This is a genomic window from Arcobacter iocasae (assembly GCF_042214795.1).
Taxonomy (GTDB): Bacteria; Campylobacterota; Campylobacteria; order Campylobacterales; family Arcobacteraceae; genus Arcobacter; species Arcobacter iocasae.
The window spans coordinates 2,173,572-2,192,996 of the sequence record NZ_CP090177.1 but is presented as its reverse complement, the minus strand read 5'-3'; the positions used below and the strand labels follow the sequence as shown (position 1 = coordinate 2,192,996).

Sequence of the window (19,425 nt, the reverse complement as noted above, 5' to 3'; positions counted from 1 at the left end):
TTAATATTTTTATAATTGTGAAACGTGATCTTTTGGTGTATAAGCATAAGAACTAGAAATATTTCTTAATCTATTTACAGCATTTTTAATCACAGTAATCGCATAATCAATCTCTTCTTCAGTATTAAATCTACTTAAAGAGAATCTAACACCTGTATGAGCCAATTCACTATCACTTCCAAAAGCATTCATAACTGGATTTGCTTCTAAATCTTCACTTGCACAGGCACTTCCAGTTGATGCACCTATTGTTTTTTGGTTCATATCCCAAAGCATAGATTCACCTTCAACACCTCTAAATGAGATTAAAGTTGTATTTGGAGTTCTATTTTCTTTTCCACCAATAACTAATGTTTCTGGTATTTCTAAAATTGCATTTTCTAATTTATCTCTTAATTTTCTTACATGATTCTCTTCATAAGCCAATGCTATTTCTGAAGTTGCAAGTTTCATAGCTAAACCCATACCAACCATAGAAGCAACATCAACTGTTCCAGCTCTATGTCCACCCATTTGTTCACCACCATGTAAAAGTGGAGTCAATTCAAAACCTTTTTGAACATATGTTCCACCTATACCTTTTGGTCCATGGAATTTATGTGCTGAAAAAGACAAGTAGTTTACATTACAGGCTTGTACATCAACTCGAATCTTTCCAATTGCTTGTGTTGCATCTGTGTGGAAAGCAACTCCTGCTTCTTTACAAATTGCCCCAATTTCTTTTATTGGAAAGATTTTACCAGTTTCATTGTTTGCCCACATAATAGAGACAAGTGCTGTTTCTTCTTTTATATGTTCTTTTACTAAAGAAGCATCTAATGTACCATCTTCATTTACAGGTAAATAAGTTACATTTACACCTTGTGATTCTAAAAATCTACAGGTTGCAGTAACAGCTGGATGTTCTACTTCTGAAGTAATTATGTGATTTTTATTACCATTTAAAATTTTATCAATCCAAATACCTTTTATAACAGTATTAATACTTTCAGTTGCATTTGCAGTGATTATTATATCATCAGCATCAGCTGCATTTATACCTTCATATAAGTAATTTAATGCCTCAACCATTTTAGGGTGTGTTCCTGCTCCAAATTTATGTAAAGAGTTTGGATTTCCATAAATGTGACAAAAAAATGGCTCCATCGCTTTAAAAACTTCTGGATCAACTTTTGTAGTGGCATTGTTATCTAAGTAAACTTCCATATTTTAATTCCTATCTTTTTCTTTATTCATATGCAAATGCTATTCCGTAAAATTATAGCTTTTTTATACTTTTTTTGGAATTATAAAAGAAATAGGATAAAAATTGTCTTAATTAAATAGAATAGCTAAATTTATTTATAAATAAACTCTATAGTTTAATCTAAGATTAAAAGATAAAGTTATATAAATTACTAAACAGCTAATTAATATATATATGTTAAATTTACAAATAGGACAATATTAGTCCTATTTAGAATTGGAGAGATTATGAGTAATAATAAAATTCAAAATGTTATAAAAAATGACTACAAATTAGGCTTTGAAACCATTGTAAATTCAGATACATTTCCAAATGGTTTGAATGAAGATGTTATAAAAGCTATATCAAAAAAGAAAAATGAACCACAATGGCTTTGTGATTTTCGTTTGAAAGCTTATAAAAAATGGCTTACAATGGAAGAACCTGAATGGTCAAGTTTACAAATAGATAAAATAGATTATCAAGACATTTCATACTATTCGGCTCCAAAAAAAGAATTAGATTCTTTAGATGAAGTAGATCCAAGTATTTTAAAAACCTATGAAAAACTTGGAATTCCACTTGAAGAACAAAAAATGCTAGCAGGTGTTGCAGTTGATGCTGTATTTGATTCAGTATCTGTTAAAACAACTTTTCATAAAGAGTTAGAAGAGTTAGGAATAATATTTTGTTCAATTAGTGATGCTGCAAATAAGCACCCTGAACTATTACAAAAATATCTTGCTTCTGTTGTCCCAGCAGGAGATAACTATTTTGCCTGTTTAAACAGTGCTGTATTTACAGATGGAAGTTTTGTGTATATTCCACCAAAAACTAGATGTCCAATGGAGTTATCAACTTATTTTAGAATCAATGCCTTAAATACTGGGCAATTTGAAAGAACACTAATAATCTGTGATGATGATTCTTATGTTTCATATAATGAAGGCTGTTCTGCTCCAATGAGAGATAATAGACAACTTCATGCAGCAGTTGTAGAATTAGTAGCACTTAAGAATTCACAAATAAAATATTCAACAATCCAAAACTGGTATCCAGGGGATAAAGATGGTAAGGGTGGTATTTTAAACTTTGTAACTAAAAGAGGTATTTGTAAAGGTGATAATTCAAAAATATCATGGACACAAGTTGAAACGGGGTCTGCAATTACATGGAAATATCCTTCATGTGTTTTAAAAGGTGATAATAGTGTAGGAGAATTTTATTCAGTAGCACTTACTTCCCTAGCTCAACAAGCAGATACTGGTACTAAAATGATGCATATAGGTAAAAATACAAAATCAACTATTATCTCAAAAGGTATTTCAGCAATGCATGGTTCAAATGCCTATAGAGGATTAGTAAGAGTTGCAAAGGATGCTAAAAATTCTAGAAACTTTTCACAATGTGACTCTTTACTTATAGGAAATACCTGTTCAGCCCATACTTACCCATATCAAGAAGTAAGAAATGCCAGTTCGAAAATAGAACATGAAGCTACAACTTCAAAAATATCAGATGAACAACTCTTTTATATAAGACAAAGAGGGTTAAGTGAAGAAAATGCAGTATCATTAATAGTAAATGGTTTTTGTAAAGAAGTACTAGATGAACTTCCAATGGAGTTTGCAGTTGAAGCTAGAGAGTTATTAAATATCTCACTAGAAGGTAGTGTTGGTTAAAGAAGAGAAGACAACTCGTTGTCTCCTTTAGAGTTTGTTTCTTTAGGTGTGGCTTTGCCATACCGATAAAAGAAATTATAAAAGAAAAGGTTCCCTTAAAAAATGGAACATTTTTAAAGGAAATAAAATGTTAAATATTAAAAATTTAAATGTAAAAATAGAAAATACAGAAATAATAAAAGATTTTAGTTTAAATATAAAAAAAGGTGAAGTACATGCCCTAATGGGAATAAATGGAGCTGGAAAATCTACTCTTGTAAAAGCTTTATGTGACCATTATGAATGTGAAGTTACATCGGGAAGTGTAGAATTCAATGGAAAAGATTTGTTAGAACTTGATGCCAGCCAAAGAGCAAATGAAGGTCTATTTTTATCTTTTCAAAATCCAATTGAAGTAGCTGGTGTAAATAATATGTACTTTTTAAAATCAGCCCTTAATGCAAAAAGAGAGTATCAAGGTTTAGAAGAACTCGATGCTGCTAGTTTTTTAAAAGAGATAAAAGCTATAACAGCCGAGTTTGGAATTGATAATAAAATTTTAAAAAGAGATTTAAATGCTGGTTTTAGTGGTGGTGAGAAAAAAAGAAATGAATTATTGCAACTATTAGTTTTAAAACCTGATTTGATTTTACTAGATGAGATTGACTCAGGATTAGATGTAGATGCTATAAAACTTGTGGCAAATGGTATAAATTCACTTCTTGATGGTAATAGATCAGTATTGATGATAACCCATTATGATAAATTATTAGAGGCAATTAAACCTGATTTTGTACATGTTTTAAAAGATGGGAAAATCATTCAAAGTGGTGATTATTCATTGGCAGAGACTATTCAAGAAAAAGGTTACGAAGCAATAGGAGTGTAATATGAGAAATTTAGATATCAAAAACTTCCCAATTGCAAATAAAAAAATTGAAGAGTTTAGAAAGTGTAATGTTAAAAACATTACTGAACTAGAATTCAAAGAAAACAGTTTTAAAGATGTGTCAAGTTTTGATTTTGATTATTTGAAAATTGAAGGCTTTAATACAATATTTTTTGCAAATGAGAAGATAAAAGAGCAAAACTTAATTGATAATATAACGCTTAAAGAAAATACAATAATTATAAATAAAGAGTGTAAAAACCCAATAGTAGTATTAAACTATTATGATGATGAAAATACAATTTTTGAAAAAGATTTAAAATATATAGTTGATAAAAATAGTGATGTTACAATATTTGAGATATTTATATCAAGCAGTAAAAAGAACTTTATAAATCAAAAAAGAGATTTTGATATAGATAACTCATCAAATGTGGAGTATGTATATTTACAAAAACTCTCTTTGGAAGACTTTTTAAATATTAAATTTAATCCAATCATTCGTGAAGATTCGAAGTTAAAATTTTTTAACTTTAATTTTGGCTCATTAAATGCTTACAATCAGTTTGATATAAATTTAGACTTTTTGAATTCAAGTTTTGACATGGAAGCTTTAACAACTATTGCTAAAAAACAAGAAATAGCAAATATAGTAAGTACAATTCACAATGGTAAAAATACCTCAAGTAGTGTAAAAGCAAACCATATTTTAGATGAAAATTCCCATGGAATATTTGAAGTAAAAGCTAGAGTAAATAATGAAGCAAATAATTCAGCTGTAATACAAAACTCCCAAACAACACTTCTGGGTGATGATGCCATAATAAATGCAAATCCAAGACTTGAGATATTTATTGATGAATTAACTGCAAGTCATGGGGCGACAACTGGTAGTTTGGATGAAGATATTTTATATTATTTACAATCAAGAGGATTATCTAAAAAGCAAGCTTCAAAAATGATGCTTGAAGCCATTGAAAACAGAATTTTAGATAAAATTACAAATAAGAAAATTAGAAATATAATAAAGGAGATATGATGTACAAAGATTATTTTCCTTATTTTAAAAATAGCAATATTGTCTATCTTGACAATGCTGCTACGACTCAAAAACCACAAGTGGTTATTGATGAAATTGTAAATTATTATTCATTTTATTGTTCAAATACACATAGAAGTAATCATGGAAATGCAAATAAAGCAACACAAAATTACGAACACACAAGAGAAGTTTTAAAAAAGTTTATAAATGCAAAAGAAAAACATGAAATAATCTTTACAAAAGGTGTGACAGAGAGTATTAATTTTATAGTAAATTCATACGCAAAAAATAGATTTAAAAAAGTGATAATCTCTTCTTTAGAGCACCACTCAAATATTGTGCCATGGCAAATAGCTAATATAGATTTTGAAGTAGTAAAATGCAATGAGAATCTTGATTTTGATTATGAAGATTTTGAAAATATATTAAAAGAAAATCCTAACGCACTTGTATCTATTACACATATATCAAATGCCTTTGGAAAGATTCACGACATAAAAAGAATCACTAGCTTAGCCCATAAATATGGCGCGAAAGTTTTAGTTGATGGAGCGCAAAGTTTAACTCACAAAAAAACTGATGTGCAAGATTTAGATATAGACTTTTTTGCAATCTCTTCACATAAAACCTTTGGACCAACAGGTGTTGGAGCTATTTATATAAAAGAGAATTTACTAAATGATATTTTGCCTTACCAAACAGGAGGAGCCACAATCAATGATGTTACTTATGAGCGAAGTATATTACTTGACTCTCCTTTTAAATTTGAAGCAGGTACTCAAAATATAGCAGGTGTCATTGGATTTGGAAAAGCAATTGAGTTTATAAAAGAGCTTGGATATGAAAATATTGAAAAAAAAGAAATAGAGCTTTACATATATCTTTACGAAGAGTTATCAAAAATAGATGATATTATTTTTTATAGTGACATAAAAAATTCTATTGGTTCACTTAGTTTTAATATCAAAAATATTATGGCAGAAGATGTGGGTATTTTAGTTGATAAAATGGGCATAGCTTTAAGATGTGGACATCATTGTGCTCAACCTATTATGAAAAGTCTGGGAATAGAGGGAACTATTCGGGTTAGTATTGCTTTTTATAATGAAAAAGAGGATATTGATAAACTAATTATTGCTTTAAAAAAAGCCATAACTATGTTAAAGGATTAAGATGAGTATTGAAAAAAAAATTGAAGAGTTTAAAGATGATTTGGAACTTTTTGATGATGAACTTGAAAAATATCAATTTATCATAGATTTGGGTAAAAAACTAAACCCTTTAGATGAAAAAGAGATGGTTGAAGAAAATTTAGTGCAAGGTTGTACTTCTAAAGTATGGCTTATAAAAGATGTTAAAAATAATGAATTGGTTTTTAGAGCAGATTCAAATGCAGCTATTGTTAAAGGGTTAGTTTATATTATCACAACAATATTTTCAAATGAAAAAAAAGATGATATAAATAATCTAGATATAAATATTTTGGATAAATTAAACTTAACAGAAATAATAACACCAAATAGACAAAGTGGTGTCCAAGGTATGATAAAAAAAATAAAAGAGTATGCGAAGGAAAAATAAATGGGAAATTATAATAAAGAAGAAATAACTGAAAGAGTAATTGGACAATTAAAACATATATTTGACCCAGAGATTCCAGTTAATATTTATGATTTGGGATTAATTTATAAAATAGATTTAGAAGAAAAAGAAAAAATACTTATATGTAATGTTGATATGACTCTTACAAGTCCAGGTTGCCCTGTTGCTGATAGTTTAGTAAATGATGTAACTTATGCAGTAAAAGTAATAGAAGAAATAGGTGAAGTTTATGTAAACCTTACCTTTGACCCTCCATGGGATAAAACTAAAGTCACAGATGATGGGAAAGATATAATGTTAGCAAATGGCTTCCTTATATAGATTTTATTATTTTTCCAATATAATGAAAGTATAAGGAAAAATTTATATGGAAAAAACATCTAACAAATGGTCTAAATATATAAAGATAGCTGTGGTTTTACTAATACTTATTTTAGGTTATTTATTTATTCCTTCAAGTCAAAATAGCTTTAGTAATACATATAGTTTAAGAAGTTCAGGTAAAAATTCCGACCCAATTAAATTACAATTTAGAACTGGCTTTCAATATGATAAATATAAACCTCCTAAAAAAAGTACTTTTATGCAAAAACAAATGGAGGGAAAAGATGGGGATAAACCAATTTTCTGGGACAATAAAAACAAATAAAAAGGAACTAAATGGAAGAAAAAGAATCAAGTAATAAATGGCTATATATAATAATATCATTAGTGATAATTGTATTAGTAGTTGCTTATATTCTTTTACCTAGAAGTTGGTCAAGTTTAGGAGATACCTATAAACCAAGAACCGTAGAAAAAGATGGAGGTCCAACTCCTACTTCTTTGCAATTTAGAAATCCTTTTAAATATGATAACTATAAACCTGAAAAAAGAATTGAACCAAAACGAAAAGAACAAGGGCAAAAAGATAAACCCTTGTTTTGGAAATAATAATATACTTTAAACTACTTCTCTAAAATTCTATTTAAAGTTTCTACTGAAATATATTTATCATAATAAGCTTTATAATAATTTTGTTTTGCTGCACTAAGTAAGTAGTTTGCATCGATTAAATCTGTATTATCAGACAAACCTTCTTGGAATCTATTTTTAACTATTGTATAGTTTTCTTCTGCTTGTTTAAGTGCCAATTTTGAAGTTTCAAAATTAGCTTTTGATACAGCAAGAGAAGAGAGTGCATTTTGATATTGAAGTTTTATACTTAGTCTAATTTTTTCTAAATTAGCCACTGCTTTTTTCACTTGAATATTTTTCTTTATAATATCACTATAATCACTATTTCCATTATACAAATTCCAAGAAGCAGTTACATTAACTACTTCTTGTGAATCAGGATACAAATCTCTTCCCCCAATATTTTCATCATCTCCATATTTATTATAAGAAACACTTGCATCAACTTTTGGCATAAAAGTATTTCTTGAACCAAAAGATTGTTCTTTTATACTTTTTAGATTTAGTTCATATGCTTTTATTTCACTTCTATTTTCTAAAAGAGATACATCATAAACAAAGTTTTTATTTTCATTTATATTTAACTCTTCTATCTTTTCATTTGTTAAGTCGTACCCACCTAAAATATTACTCAAAGAGTATAAAGAAATATTCAAATCTCCTTTTGCTTGAATTACACTTTGTTTAGCATTTAGCATATTAACTTCAACTTTTAATAAATCATTTTTTGAAACCAATCCTTGTATAAACTGGTTTTTTGCATCTATGTATTGATTTTCAAATAATTTATATGAATCTTCTTGTGTTAAAAGATTTTTTCTTTTATTTAAATAATCAATATATGCTTCTTTTGTACTTAATAGGATATCTTGCTTTTTAGCGTTATAAGAAAACTTTGAAGCATTTCTTAAATACTTAGTGCTATAAAGTTCACTAAAATCTTTAAATCCATTAAAAAGATTATAAGAGATTGTTGCACTAGCAGTTGAATCTTCTTTTATCTGCCCAGGTGTTTGTTTATCACTATTGTTATAAGAATACGACAAATCGACTTTTGGCAAAAATGCAGATTTTGATTTATTATAATCTTCTTTTGTCTCTTTATATTCATAATTACTTATTGCAATATCTAAGTTTTTTTCCAATGAGATATTTAAAACCTCATCAAGTGATATTGCAAATAAGTTAGTTGCAACTAAAGATGACAATACTAAATATTTAATTCTTTTCATTTTTTATCCTTAAGATTTACTAACATCAACTGGTCCTTTATTATTACCTCTTTTTACTCTTTGTTCTAATTTAATAAAAAACATTAAAAGTGCAGGAGTAACAAATATTGTAAATATTGTTGAGAATGCTAAACCACCCGTAATAACTGAACCTAACCCTCTATAAAATTCACTTCCTGGACCTGGTACTAAAACTAAAGGCAACATACCGAATACAGAAGTTAATGAACTCATATAAATAGGTCTAATTCTTGTTCTTGTAGCTTCTATTACTGCTTTTTTATGTTCCATTCCTTCATCTCTTATGTAGTTTAAACTTTGATGAACTATCAAAATTGCATTATTTACAACAATTCCAACTAGAATAATAAACCCTAACATTGTTAATATATCCAAAGGTTGTGGAGCAATAAATGTATTTGTAAGTTTAAGCCCGATAAATCCTCCAGCAGTTGCTAAAGGTACAGTAAACATAATAACTATTGGATATAAGAAGTTTCCAAATAATGAAGCCATAAGTAAATACACAATTACTAAAGCTAGAATAAAATTATCCATTAAAAGTTTTATTGTCTCAGTTAACTTATCAGCTGTTCCAGAAATACCAATTTTAACACTATCATTAATAATTCCTTTTTCTTCCATTCCTTTTAACATTCCACCAATTGTTTTCATGGCTTCATCTATTGTCATGCCTTCAGGAGGTGTAACTTGTAATGTAATAGTTCTTTTACCATTTAAGTGTCTAATTTCTGAAATTCCAGTTGTTGAAATATAATCAGCTAAAGAAGAGACAGGTAAAATCATCCCATTAGGTAAAGCAAGTTGTGTTGCCATAATATCTTCAGGTGTTTTAATGATATTTTCATCTGCTTTTAAAATCAAGTCAATTTTCTTTTTACCATCTTGTTCAAAATCACCCACTTTTCTTCCACTCATCAATACATCAATATCAATACCCAATTCTCGAGAGCTAAGATCTAATGCTTTTAATGCATCTCTATCAGGTTTGATTCTAGCTTCTGGATAAAGTAACTCAATAGATGGTACAGGTCGAACTTGACTGCCTGGAATTGCTCCCATAGTAGCTCCAAAAAGTTGGGCTCCAATATTTGCAATATCTTCAATTTTTTCACCACTTATATCAATATCAACAGTATTACCCTCACCTATATCTGATTCAAATACACCTGATTGAAGAGAAACTCCAAAAACAGAGGGTATTGAATTTACTATTGGTCTAAACATTGGTATTAACTCTGCCGCTCTATCTTCATGCATTGAAGTTCCACCAAATAAGCTAAAATCACCAAATGATACATAAAAAGCTCTATTAAGCCCTGGAGTATTACCAACATCTTTATTTATATAAGGCTCCACTTGTTTCATTAAATATGTTCCCATTCCATATCTTTCATCGTATGAAAGACCAGGAGGAGTAATTAGAATATTGAAAATCAAGTTTTTATTCCCTTTTGGTAAGTAATCAAGTTTTGGGAAAAGAACATAAATAGCACCAATTGAAAAAATTGTTAATGATAAAATTGTCACTACCTTTGTAAATGTACTTCGTAAAGACAAAGTAACAATTGACATAATTAAATCAACCATTTTATGACCAAAATTTGCTATTGCACCCGCATCTTTTGGCTCTCTTTTTGACATTCCTGCAAATTTTTTCCAAAGCATTGGAATAACTGAAATAGAAACAAATAATGAAAATGTAACAGATGCTGTTACTGCAATGGCAATATCTTTAAATAGTTGCCCTGCTTCATCTTGTAAAAATACAATTGGCAAAAATACAGCAATTGTTGTAAGTGCAGAAGCAATCAAGGCTCCCCATACTTCGCTTGCCCCTTTATACGCAGCGTCACCTACACTCATACCTTCTTTTCTATGCCTATCAATATTTTCTAAAACAACAATAGCACTATCTACTAGCATACCAACAGCAAAGGAGATACCAGCTAAAGAAATAGTATTTAGACTTCTTCCCATAGCATCTAATATAATAAATGTACCAATAATAGATATTGGAATAGCCACAGAAATAACAGCAGTAGGAGAAATACTTCTTAAAAATAAAATTAAAATAAATATTGCAAGAACTCCACCTATAATAATATTTTTCTGCACTAAGTCAACAGAACCAACTATATATGGTCTTTGATCATATATCCATTGTATTTTTAATTTTTTATCTTTTAAAATTCCAGCATTAAGTCTATTTACAACTTTTTCAACTTCATTTGTAAGCTCAACAACATTTGAATCTGCACTTGGTTGAACTCCTAAGAATATTCCATCTTCTCCTAAGTACATCGCAACACCATTTGCAGTTTCATACCCAAAGTCTACTTTAGCAATATCTTTTATAGTAACTTTTTTATCTCTTGTTGAGATTAAAACTACTTTCTCAATATCTGCAGGTGATGTAAATTTATTTACAGTTCTAATTCTATAGGCTCTTCTATTTATATTTTGAATACCAGCAGAAACATCAATATTTTCATTTTGAATAATTGAAATTACTTGTGAAATAGTTAATCCATAAGAAGCAAGTTTATTAGTATCAAATACAATTTGCATTTGTTTTTCTCTACCACCAATATCCATAGTTCCAGAAACACCATTTACTCTTTTTATAACTGGCTTTATTTCATCATTAAAAAAAGTTCTATACTCATCTATATGTCTTGGATTATTATCAATAGTTTGTAACATCATCCAAATAACAGGACTTGCTGTTGCTGTTTCAATTATTGGTTCATCAACATTATCTGGATAAGAACTTACTTCATTTAATTTATTTGAAACATCTTGTAAAGCAACTCTAATATCAGTAGATAATTTAAAAGTTAAAGTGATTTCACCTTGATCATCACTAGCAGATGATTCATATTTTTCTAAATTATTCAAACTTTTAAGGGCATCTTCTTGCTCTTCAATTATCTCTCTTTCAACTTCATGAGGAGTTGCACCTCCCCAAGTTGTTGTAATCTTAATCTCAGGTTTTGTAACTGAAGGTGTTAATTGATATGGTAATTTAGAAAGTGATAAAAAACCAAACAATACTACGATTAAAACTGAAACAATAATTGTTACAGGGTTTTTAATCGAAAATTTAATTAAATCCATTATTTATTCCTTTAAAGTGTTCCTCAATTTTAAGGAACCTTTTCATTTCTAACTTCTTTTAGTGATGGAAAGAAATTCCAGCTAAAGAAACCTTGTGCTCGCACTCTCTTTGAGAAATCCTAAAGGAGACAACGAGTTATCTCTATTTGTTTATTATTTTTACAGGCGAATTAGGAAAAACTCTTTCATTCCCCTTACTAACAATATCTTGTCCAACCGCTAAACCTTCAGCTTTAATGGCAACTTTACTTTCTAAATATGCAATAATTTGTACAGGAATCATTTGTGCAATCATTTTATCATTTATAATAAAAACGACATTTTTCCCAAATCTTTTAATAACTGCATCTCTTGGAACTATAAGTGATTCTTGTTTAGCATTTTTAGATAAATTAACCCTTGCTTCTTGACCATCAAAGACAAAGACATTTTTAGTATTGGCTTTAAATTTAACAGGAAAAGTTCTAGTTAATTTATCACCACTTGGAATTGCTCCACTCATTTTTCCTTTTAAAATATTTTCACCTACATTAATATCATAAATAGCACCTTTTTTTAATCCATTATAGATATTTAAAGGAACATTAAAAGTTATCTCAGCTTTAGATGTATCTACAATTGAAGCCAATGCAGTTCCTGCATTTACCCACTCACCTAAGTTTATTGATTTTTCAACTACTATTCCACTATATGGTGCTTTGATACTTTTTTTCTCTTTTTCTATTTCTAGTTCATTCAAAATACTTTTTGTAGTAATTGAGTTTAATTTAATATCATCATATTGTTTTTGAGAAATAGATTTTGTCTCTAATAATTTTGTATATCGTTCATAATCTCTTTTTGCATTTAAAGCATTTGCTCTTGCTGATTCAACTTGAGCATTTAATATATCTGCATCGATTTGAACTAAGGTCTTACCTTCTTTAACTATATCCCCTACTTCAAAATTTATTTTTTGAACAACACCAGAATTTTGCGCAGCTAAGACAGAATTTCTATCAAATTTTAATGTTCCTACAAACTCTTGTAAAGGATTTACAACTCCCTTTACTATCTTTGTAGTTTCTACTAATGAGGGTCCACCAGCTGCATATAATGCTATTGATGAAAGAACTACAATAACTAATTTTTTAAACATATATTATCCTTCTACTTTTATTAATTTATTAGTGATTTTATGCACAAGAGGTGCTACAACAAAGACAATAGGAAAAGCACAAATAAATGCTTTAACAAATGCTTCCATCCATTTTGACACAAACCCTTCTACAAGATTTAAGTTTATAAATGTAATTACAAAACTCATTATAAAACTCATTATTAGTGCCATAAAAAATGCAAAAACTATTCTTGCATATTTTTTATTTATCATTCTTTTTCTCCATAACTTCAAAAATACTATCTAAAAACTTTTCACAAGCATCTATTGCATTAAATTCCAACTGTGTCATTTTCATCAAAGTAAGACCTTTCTCAAAAATCATAATTCCATCTATAAAGCTTCTTGCAATTGGTAATAATTCATTGTTTTTTATTCCTTCTTCAATTATTAAACTAAGTTGATTTCTAAAAAAATTTGTGCAGGAATTATTAAACTTACACCTTTGAATATTTTCTTCAGCTAATACAATTGACAAATATTCTCTATATCCATTAAAATGTTTTAAATTATCTTCTGTGCTACTTGTAACAAAATTAAAAAGTTGAAATACCTTATTTTTTATTGTCTTTTCTTTTTCAATATTTTTTATAATTTCCTCATGCTGAAGCTCAATATGCATATTTATTATTTCAAAAATAATATCATCTTTATTTTCAAAATATTCATATATAGTTCCTTTACCAATCTCTGCTTTTTTTGCCACTGCAGCGACTGTTAAGTTTCTAATTCTCGCATCATGAACTAAATCAAAACAAGCAAGTGCAATTTCTCTTCTTTTAGTTTCTTTATTGATTTTTTTAGGACTCATAAAACTCCTTAACTAATTTTGACTGACCGTCGGTCAAGTTTGAAAGTATATCTTTTAAATCTTTATTATTTCTTAAGATTGACTAAAGGTCAAGTTAATTAACCATTCATTAACTATTTTTAAATATCATACATAAAAAGGGGCAATTAATGGATAATTCTTTGAATGAAAATTTAGGAAAATTATTTTTACGGTTATTTTTAGGCTTTTTATTTATTTTTCATGGATATGCAAAACTTATTCATGGAACATCATTTATTGAAACCATTTTGTTAGAAAATAATCTTCCTCAATTTCTTGTTTATGGAGTATACATTGGAGAAATAGTTGCCCCTATATTTATAATAATTGGATATTACACTAGATTTTTTTCATTTGTAATTATAATTAATATAGTATTTGCCATATATCTAGTTCATAGTGGTGATATATTTTCATTGAGCAAAACTGGTGGCTTAGCTTTAGAACTACAATTCTTCTACATATTTAATGCTTTTATTTTGATGATTATGGGAGCAGGAAAGTATTCTATAGACACAAAATAAATTAACTTAATTAAGAATTATTAATTTAGTGATATAATAAATAACTTTTAATTAGGAATTGCCGATTTGAATAAAAATGTAAGTTATGTTTTTTTAAAAAGTTTGATATTTTTTATTTTTATTTTTTTACTAGTTTCAATCACTTATATAAAAAACTTAGAAAATATTTATACAAAAGAGATAAATAATTCTATAGAATCAGAATTAAATCTCAAAATATCAACTGCAAAAAATAATTTTGAAACTCTAAAAAAAGACTTACTTTATATTTCTGAAGTATATGAACTCAACAAAGATTATTCAACTATTAAAAAAGAGTTATCAACTCTACTTGCTCTAAAAAAATCATACATGGAAATTTGTTTCTTAAAAAATGATGGAACAAAACTATTAGAGGTTAAGAAAAAGACAACAAACGAATTTGAAAGTAGTAAATATCTATCTATAATTAAACAGCTAAAAAAAGGTGATATTTATCTTTCACAAATAGTATTAAAAAAAGAAAATAAAAATATAACAAATCCAAGAATACCATTCTTAAATGTTATAACACCCCTTTTTGATAAAGATAAGCCTGATGGTTTTCTAGTAATTAATTATCCATTAACTGAATTATTTGCTATTTTTTCAAGTTCAAATTTTAATTTAGAAACTTTAGTTATAAATAAAAATAATTATATTTTAAATTCAAAAGATGAAGAACTAAATTTTGGATTTATATTTAATGAAAATAATACATTTGATAATATTTATAAAAACCTATCAATTGCAATATCTAGAAGTTTAAATGGGAGTTTAGGAACATTTAAAACTGATGATTTTCATGTTAATATAAATGAAGTCAATCTTACTTCATGGATCAATAATAATACTCAAATTGAACCACTAAAATTAAAATTAGTTACAATAATTGATAGTAACTTAATTGATAAAAGAGTAAATACTTATTTAAAAACAATAGTATGGTTAGCATTTTTATACTTCTTTATTGCAATGATTATCTCAATAATTTTTGCAAACTATAATGCTAGAGAAAAAGAAACAAGACTCAGACTTAAAATTTCAGATAAGATGTTTGAAAACTCTCATGATGGAATTTTAGTCACAGATAGAAATAATAAAGTTCAAAGAGTCAATAAGTCTTTTACAAAAATTACAGGTTATACTGAAAAAGAAATTTTAAATAAAACTCCTAAAATCTTAAAATCAACTGGCTATCATACTAGACTATTTTACAAAAATATCTGGGATAATCTTAATGAACATCTTCATTGGGAAGGTGAAATAACAAATATTAGAAAAAATGGAATGCCTTATACTGAAGAACTTAGTATTTCTAAAATATATACAGAAGAAAATGATTTTTTTTATATTGCTTCATTTGTTGATATCACCGAAAGTAAAAAAAATAAAAAAATGATTGAAGATAAACTAGAAGAAAATAAAACATATCTTGAAATTATAAATGACTATTTGATTACATTAAAAGTTGATATAAATGGCAAAATTTTAGATGTTTCTGATGCCTTTTGTTTAATATGTGGTTATTCAAAAGAAGAACTAATTGGACATAATCATGATATTTTAAGACATCCAGAAACGCCAAATGAGTTTTATTTTTCAATGTGGGATACTATTTATTCAGGGAAAAACTGGGAAGGTGAAATTAAAAATATTAAAAAAAATGGTGAGACTTATTATGTCCATACCAAAATTTCTCCTATGTATAATAATCTTAATACAATTACTGGATATGCATTAGTAGCAATAGATATAACAGATAAAAAAAGAATCGAAAAGATGTCAGTTACTGATGAGCTAACTCAAACTTATAATAGAAGATATTTTAATTTGACGATAGAAAAAGAGATCCTAAGAGCAAAAAGAGATAATAAAACAATTGCCTTTGCTATTTTAGATGTTGATTTCTTCAAGCAATATAATGATACATATGGACATGATAAAGGTGATTATGCTTTACAAAGTGTTGCCTTATGTTTAAGAGAAACTATTTTTAGAGCTAATGATTTTGCCTTTAGATTGGGTGGAGAAGAGTTTGGAATATTAACAACAGATATTACAGCTACTAATTTTAGAAAAATATTAGAGAGAATAAGAACAAATATTGAAGATTTGAATATAGAGCATTCTGCAAGTGAAGCATCTAGAAATATTACTGTATCAATTGGTGGTATTGTAATTGATGCAAAAGATGCAACTAGTGTAAAAGTATATAAACTTGCAGATAAATTACTTTACAAAGTAAAAAATGCAGGAAGAAATCAAGTTCTTGTCCAAGAAGTTTAATCAAAAAACTTAAAACCTTTTTACCTTATGGAACGAAACTTGTATATAAGGTTTCATAATTAAAAAAGGAAACTCCATGACACCAATTGAATACATCAAAGAAAACAATCTAGAATGGCAACCATCTTTTAGTGGTAATATAACTCCAACACTACTTGGATATAGAGGTGCTCTAATCATAGAAGAAGGTAAAAAGATATCAGAGACAAGAGTTATGCCTCCAAAATCACAAGCAAAACAAGTTATTATGGTAAGTGAAAATGAGAAGGTTAAATTCTTTGCATGTGAACTTGAAACATTCGGATTTTTTAAAGACTTCTTTGCAAAATATGGAGAATATTTTGATAAAGATTCTATAAATTTACTTTATGTTATTGACTTAGATGCAGATGGTACTTTTGAATATGAGGGCGTGAAATTTTCAGCTTTTATGTTAGATGAAAGTTCAGTGTGGAATGAAGTTTTAGATTTTGCATCTTTAGAAAAAGGTGACCTTAAAAAATTATCTAGTGAAGAAAAAATAGAAAAAGTTTATGATGAAATACTTTCAACTCCACTAGATGTTGTTAACAAAACTTATGATGAGATGCTATCACTTATGGGTAATACAAAAAAAGCACTAATGGGTGCTGTTTAAAACAAAATAATTCCTTTACTTTAGGACTATATGTATTTTTACTTTAAATTATAATTATAAGTTATAATTTAATCTTATTATTGTAATTTTATTTAAATAAATAAAAGGAATTACCATGAAAAAGATTGTTTTAACTTCAATTATTTTAGCTGGATTAATTACTTCTTTAAGTGCTTATGAATTAAATGGAAATTTAGGTGTAAAATGGACCGGCTATAAAACAGAAAAAAAAGTTCCTGTTTCTGGTACTTTCAATGATATAAGTTTAGATATAAAGTCATCTGATGATTTATCTACATTTTTAAAAAGTTCTATGGTTACGATTCAAACTAACTCTTTTGAATCTAAAAATCCAGAAAGAAATAAGAATATCATATCAACACTATTTTCACTTGCAAGTGAAAAAGAAATAAAAGGAATGATTTCAAGTGTTGATGAAGATAATAAAATGTTAACATTAAAAGTTACTATGAATGAAGTATCGAAGTCTGTTCTTATGAAATATGAAATGTCAAATGGAAATATTATTGCAAAAGGTGCTATAGATATTTTAGATTTTGGTATGAAAAATTCATTTATTGCCTTTGCTAAAAAATGTGCAGAGGCTCACCAAAACAAATCATTTTCAGATGTAAATATAGAATTTACGATTCCATACAAATAAGATAATCTAAATTCTTATCTTATGAAGAACAACTAAGTTTTATATTTGAAAATTCTAATGGTGTAGCTTTTGAATATCTTTCATACTCTTTATGCTCATCATATGGATTTTGTGCAATATTTAACAAATCATTTACCAAAGTAAAATCACCATCTTTGGATTTATCTATTGCCTCTTGTAACATATAGTTTTTAATCACATACTTTGGATTTACTTTTTTCATGCTATTTTGAACTTCATCAAAATCTTTATTTTCTAACTCTCTTAGCTTTATATACTCTTCAAGCCATTTATCTAAAGTTTGTCTATAAATTGAGATATCAATTACTTTTGTAATTTCATCATAGTTTTTACACTTTGTTAACTCATAAAAGAATTGATTATAATCAGTTTTAGAAGCTTGTAAAGCTTTTAAAACTGAGATAATTAAATCTGCATAAGAATCACTGCTTTTAGAAATATCAAGTCCTAATCTTTTTGCCATAAGAGTCAAGTATTCTTTTTCTTGAATAGAAAAGTATGTTTTTAAATACTCATGAAGTTTTTCAACATCACAAATCTCTTTTAAGCTATTTGCTAAAACTTCTAAATTCCATCTTGCAACATAGGGTTGATTATTAAAAGAGTATCTTCCTTCACTATCTGTATGATTACATATTTGATTAATATTAAAATAATCCATAAATGCAAAAGGTCCATAATCAATACTCAATCCTGCCATAGAAAAATTATCAGTATTCATTACGCCATGCATAAAGCCATAAGCTTGCCATTTTGCCATTAAAATAGCTGTTCGATCAACCATTTCATAATACATTTTTTCATACTTTTTTTCATCATCAATCAAGTGTGAATAAGAGTTTCTTATCACATAATCTGCAAGTTGTTTGACATTATCTTTTGCATCTTTACTTCTTGCAAAATACTCAAATGTTCCAATCCTAACCCAAGAAGGTGACATTCTTAATACAGTAGCTCCCGTTTCACTTACTCCATAATCCCGGAAAACGGGATGAGTAGAACCTATGAGTGCTAAAACACGAGTAGTTGGAATATCCAAAGCATACATTGCTTCAGAGATGATATATTCACGAATAGAAGATCTTAAAACTGCCCTACCATCACCTTGCCTTGAATAACGAGTTAACCCAGCACCCTTTATTTGTAAATGCCAAGAGCCAATTTTTCCAAGATTTATCGCTCTACCATCGCCTAATTGAGGTACAAAATAACCAAATTGATGACCAGCATATGCAGTTGCATAAGGTTCTGAGCCTTCTAGCAATTTTTCACCATTTACAAACTTTACAAAATCATCATTTAAAGTCTGTTCATAATCTAAATCAATTTCATCAAACATAAGTTTGTTGTAAGAGACTAAGTGAGGATTATTTAATGGTGTTGGATTTATTTTTTGATAAAACTTTTCATCAAATTCAAAGTAGTCATTATCTAATTTTATTTTATCTAATTTCATTATATATCTTTATTTCCAATTTTACAAATTCTATTCCCTTTGAGTTAAATGCTTGTAATAAATTTTTATTAATAAA

19 protein-coding genes are annotated in these 19,425 nt (G+C 27.7%); 12 read left to right on the top strand and 7 right to left on the bottom strand.

Annotated elements, in window-relative coordinates:
• Window positions 1–9: 9 nt before the first annotated feature.
• A complete protein-coding gene (locus LXN10_RS10990) occupies window positions 10–1,206 on the bottom strand; it encodes a NifS family cysteine desulfurase (protein ID WP_375723063.1) in 1,197 nt (398 codons plus the stop codon).
• 267 nt (window positions 1,207–1,473) lie between these two features.
• Here LXN10_RS10990 and sufB point away from each other — a divergent pair, with 267 nt between their 5' ends.
• The 8 genes from sufB to LXN10_RS10950 all read left to right on the top strand — a co-directional run bounded on the left by sufB (window position 1,474) and on the right by LXN10_RS10950 (window position 7,352).
• On the top strand, window positions 1,474–2,907 hold the full coding sequence (gene sufB, locus LXN10_RS10985) for a Fe-S cluster assembly protein SufB (protein ID WP_375723062.1): 1,434 nt from the start codon (window positions 1,474–1,476) through the stop codon (window positions 2,905–2,907).
• A 127-nt stretch (window positions 2,908–3,034) separates the two neighbouring features.
• Window positions 3,035–3,775: a Fe-S cluster assembly ATPase SufC gene (sufC, locus tag LXN10_RS10980; RefSeq protein WP_375723061.1), complete on the top strand. Its 741-nt coding sequence runs from the start codon at window positions 3,035–3,037 to the stop codon at window positions 3,773–3,775.
• 1 nt (window position 3,776) lies between these two features.
• A complete protein-coding gene (locus LXN10_RS10975; protein ID WP_375723060.1) occupies window positions 3,777–4,814 on the top strand; it encodes a SufD family Fe-S cluster assembly protein in 1,038 nt (345 codons plus the stop codon).
• Window positions 4,814–5,989, top strand: coding sequence for an aminotransferase class V-fold PLP-dependent enzyme (locus LXN10_RS10970; protein ID WP_375723059.1), 1,176 nt, complete (start codon window positions 4,814–4,816; stop codon window positions 5,987–5,989). The genes LXN10_RS10975 and LXN10_RS10970 overlap by 1 nt, the downstream gene beginning before the upstream one ends.
• A 1-nt stretch (window position 5,990) precedes the next feature.
• A complete protein-coding gene (locus LXN10_RS10965) occupies window positions 5,991–6,398 on the top strand; it encodes a SufE family protein (protein ID WP_375723058.1) in 408 nt (135 codons plus the stop codon).
• Entirely contained in the window at window positions 6,399–6,740 is a 342-nt protein-coding gene (locus LXN10_RS10960) for a metal-sulfur cluster assembly factor (RefSeq protein ID WP_375723057.1), read from the top strand.
• Between the two features lie 46 nt (window positions 6,741–6,786).
• Window positions 6,787–7,068, top strand: coding sequence for a hypothetical protein (locus LXN10_RS10955; RefSeq protein WP_375723056.1), 282 nt, complete (start codon window positions 6,787–6,789; stop codon window positions 7,066–7,068).
• An 11-nt stretch (window positions 7,069–7,079) separates the two neighbouring features.
• Complete coding sequence (locus LXN10_RS10950; RefSeq protein ID WP_375723055.1) at window positions 7,080–7,352, top strand: hypothetical protein; 273 nt, start codon at window positions 7,080–7,082, stop codon at window positions 7,350–7,352.
• A gap of 14 nt (window positions 7,353–7,366) precedes the next feature.
• On the opposite strand, the gene LXN10_RS10945 is transcribed toward LXN10_RS10950, so the two are convergent.
• From LXN10_RS10945 to LXN10_RS10925, 5 genes are all read right to left on the bottom strand, one after another.
• Window positions 7,367–8,608 carry a TolC family protein gene (locus LXN10_RS10945; RefSeq protein ID WP_375723054.1) on the bottom strand — a complete coding sequence of 414 codons (1,242 nt, stop codon included), beginning with the start codon at window positions 8,606–8,608 and terminating at the stop codon, window positions 7,367–7,369.
• Between the two features lie 9 nt (window positions 8,609–8,617).
• Window positions 8,618–11,749, bottom strand: a complete 3,132-nt coding sequence (locus tag LXN10_RS10940) for an efflux RND transporter permease subunit (RefSeq protein WP_375723053.1) — start codon at window positions 11,747–11,749, stop codon at window positions 8,618–8,620.
• Window positions 11,750–11,891: 142 nt separating this feature from the next.
• Window positions 11,892–12,887, bottom strand: a complete 996-nt coding sequence (locus LXN10_RS10935) for an efflux RND transporter periplasmic adaptor subunit (RefSeq protein ID WP_375723052.1) — start codon at window positions 12,885–12,887, stop codon at window positions 11,892–11,894.
• Between the two features lie 3 nt (window positions 12,888–12,890).
• A complete protein-coding gene (locus LXN10_RS10930) occupies window positions 12,891–13,121 on the bottom strand; it encodes a DUF2798 domain-containing protein (RefSeq protein ID WP_375723051.1) in 231 nt (76 codons plus the stop codon).
• A complete protein-coding gene (locus LXN10_RS10925; RefSeq protein WP_375723050.1) occupies window positions 13,111–13,719 on the bottom strand; it encodes a TetR/AcrR family transcriptional regulator in 609 nt (202 codons plus the stop codon). Before LXN10_RS10925 ends, LXN10_RS10930 begins: the two co-directional genes overlap by 11 nt.
• A gap of 149 nt (window positions 13,720–13,868) precedes the next feature.
• Here LXN10_RS10925 and LXN10_RS10920 point away from each other — a divergent pair, with 149 nt between their 5' ends.
• The 4 genes from LXN10_RS10920 (at window position 13,869) to LXN10_RS10905 (ending at window position 17,872) form a co-directional block, all read left to right on the top strand.
• Entirely contained in the window at window positions 13,869–14,264 is a 396-nt protein-coding gene (locus tag LXN10_RS10920) for a DoxX family protein (RefSeq protein WP_375723049.1), read from the top strand.
• A gap of 66 nt (window positions 14,265–14,330) precedes the next feature.
• The gene (locus LXN10_RS10915) at window positions 14,331–16,571 is read left to right on the top strand and encodes a sensor domain-containing diguanylate cyclase (RefSeq protein WP_375723048.1); all 2,241 of its coding nucleotides are present in this window, start codon (window positions 14,331–14,333) and stop codon (window positions 16,569–16,571) included.
• Between the two features lie 76 nt (window positions 16,572–16,647).
• Window positions 16,648–17,208 carry a hypothetical protein gene (locus tag LXN10_RS10910; protein ID WP_375723047.1) on the top strand — a complete coding sequence of 187 codons (561 nt, stop codon included), beginning with the start codon at window positions 16,648–16,650 and terminating at the stop codon, window positions 17,206–17,208.
• Between the two features lie 115 nt (window positions 17,209–17,323).
• Window positions 17,324–17,872: a YceI family protein gene (locus LXN10_RS10905; RefSeq protein WP_375723046.1), complete on the top strand. Its 549-nt coding sequence runs from the start codon at window positions 17,324–17,326 to the stop codon at window positions 17,870–17,872.
• A gap of 19 nt (window positions 17,873–17,891) precedes the next feature.
• Here LXN10_RS10905 and LXN10_RS10900 read toward each other — a convergent pair whose 3' ends face one another.
• Window positions 17,892–19,349: a protein adenylyltransferase SelO gene (locus LXN10_RS10900; protein WP_375723045.1), complete on the bottom strand. Its 1,458-nt coding sequence runs from the start codon at window positions 19,347–19,349 to the stop codon at window positions 17,892–17,894.
• Between the last annotated feature and the right edge of the window lie 76 nt (window positions 19,350–19,425).

Bases quoted from the DNA above. Each gene is read 5' to 3' on its own strand.
- LXN10_RS10990 (WP_375723063.1), bottom strand. From the start codon at position 1,206: ATGGAAGTTTACTTAGATAACAATGCCACTACAAAAGTTGATCCAGAA.
- sufB (WP_375723062.1), top strand. From the start codon at position 1,474: ATGAGTAATAATAAAATTCAAAATGTTATAAAAAATGACTACAAATTA.
- sufC (WP_375723061.1), top strand. From the start codon at position 3,035: ATGTTAAATATTAAAAATTTAAATGTAAAAATAGAAAATACAGAAATA.
- LXN10_RS10975 (WP_375723060.1), top strand. From the start codon at position 3,777: ATGAGAAATTTAGATATCAAAAACTTCCCAATTGCAAATAAAAAAATT.
- LXN10_RS10970 (WP_375723059.1), top strand. From the start codon at position 4,814: ATGTACAAAGATTATTTTCCTTATTTTAAAAATAGCAATATTGTCTAT.
- LXN10_RS10965 (WP_375723058.1), top strand. From the start codon at position 5,991: ATGAGTATTGAAAAAAAAATTGAAGAGTTTAAAGATGATTTGGAACTT.
- LXN10_RS10960 (WP_375723057.1), top strand. From the start codon at position 6,399: ATGGGAAATTATAATAAAGAAGAAATAACTGAAAGAGTAATTGGACAA.
- LXN10_RS10955 (WP_375723056.1), top strand. From the start codon at position 6,787: ATGGAAAAAACATCTAACAAATGGTCTAAATATATAAAGATAGCTGTG.
- LXN10_RS10950 (WP_375723055.1), top strand. From the start codon at position 7,080: ATGGAAGAAAAAGAATCAAGTAATAAATGGCTATATATAATAATATCA.
- LXN10_RS10945 (WP_375723054.1), bottom strand. From the start codon at position 8,608: ATGAAAAGAATTAAATATTTAGTATTGTCATCTTTAGTTGCAACTAAC.
- LXN10_RS10940 (WP_375723053.1), bottom strand. From the start codon at position 11,749: ATGGATTTAATTAAATTTTCGATTAAAAACCCTGTAACAATTATTGTT.
- LXN10_RS10935 (WP_375723052.1), bottom strand. From the start codon at position 12,887: ATGTTTAAAAAATTAGTTATTGTAGTTCTTTCATCAATAGCATTATAT.
- LXN10_RS10930 (WP_375723051.1), bottom strand. From the start codon at position 13,121: ATGATAAATAAAAAATATGCAAGAATAGTTTTTGCATTTTTTATGGCA.
- LXN10_RS10925 (WP_375723050.1), bottom strand. From the start codon at position 13,719: ATGAGTCCTAAAAAAATCAATAAAGAAACTAAAAGAAGAGAAATTGCA.
- LXN10_RS10920 (WP_375723049.1), top strand. From the start codon at position 13,869: ATGGATAATTCTTTGAATGAAAATTTAGGAAAATTATTTTTACGGTTA.
- LXN10_RS10910 (WP_375723047.1), top strand. From the start codon at position 16,648: ATGACACCAATTGAATACATCAAAGAAAACAATCTAGAATGGCAACCA.
- LXN10_RS10905 (WP_375723046.1), top strand. From the start codon at position 17,324: ATGAAAAAGATTGTTTTAACTTCAATTATTTTAGCTGGATTAATTACT.
- LXN10_RS10900 (WP_375723045.1), bottom strand. From the start codon at position 19,349: ATGAAATTAGATAAAATAAAATTAGATAATGACTACTTTGAATTTGAT.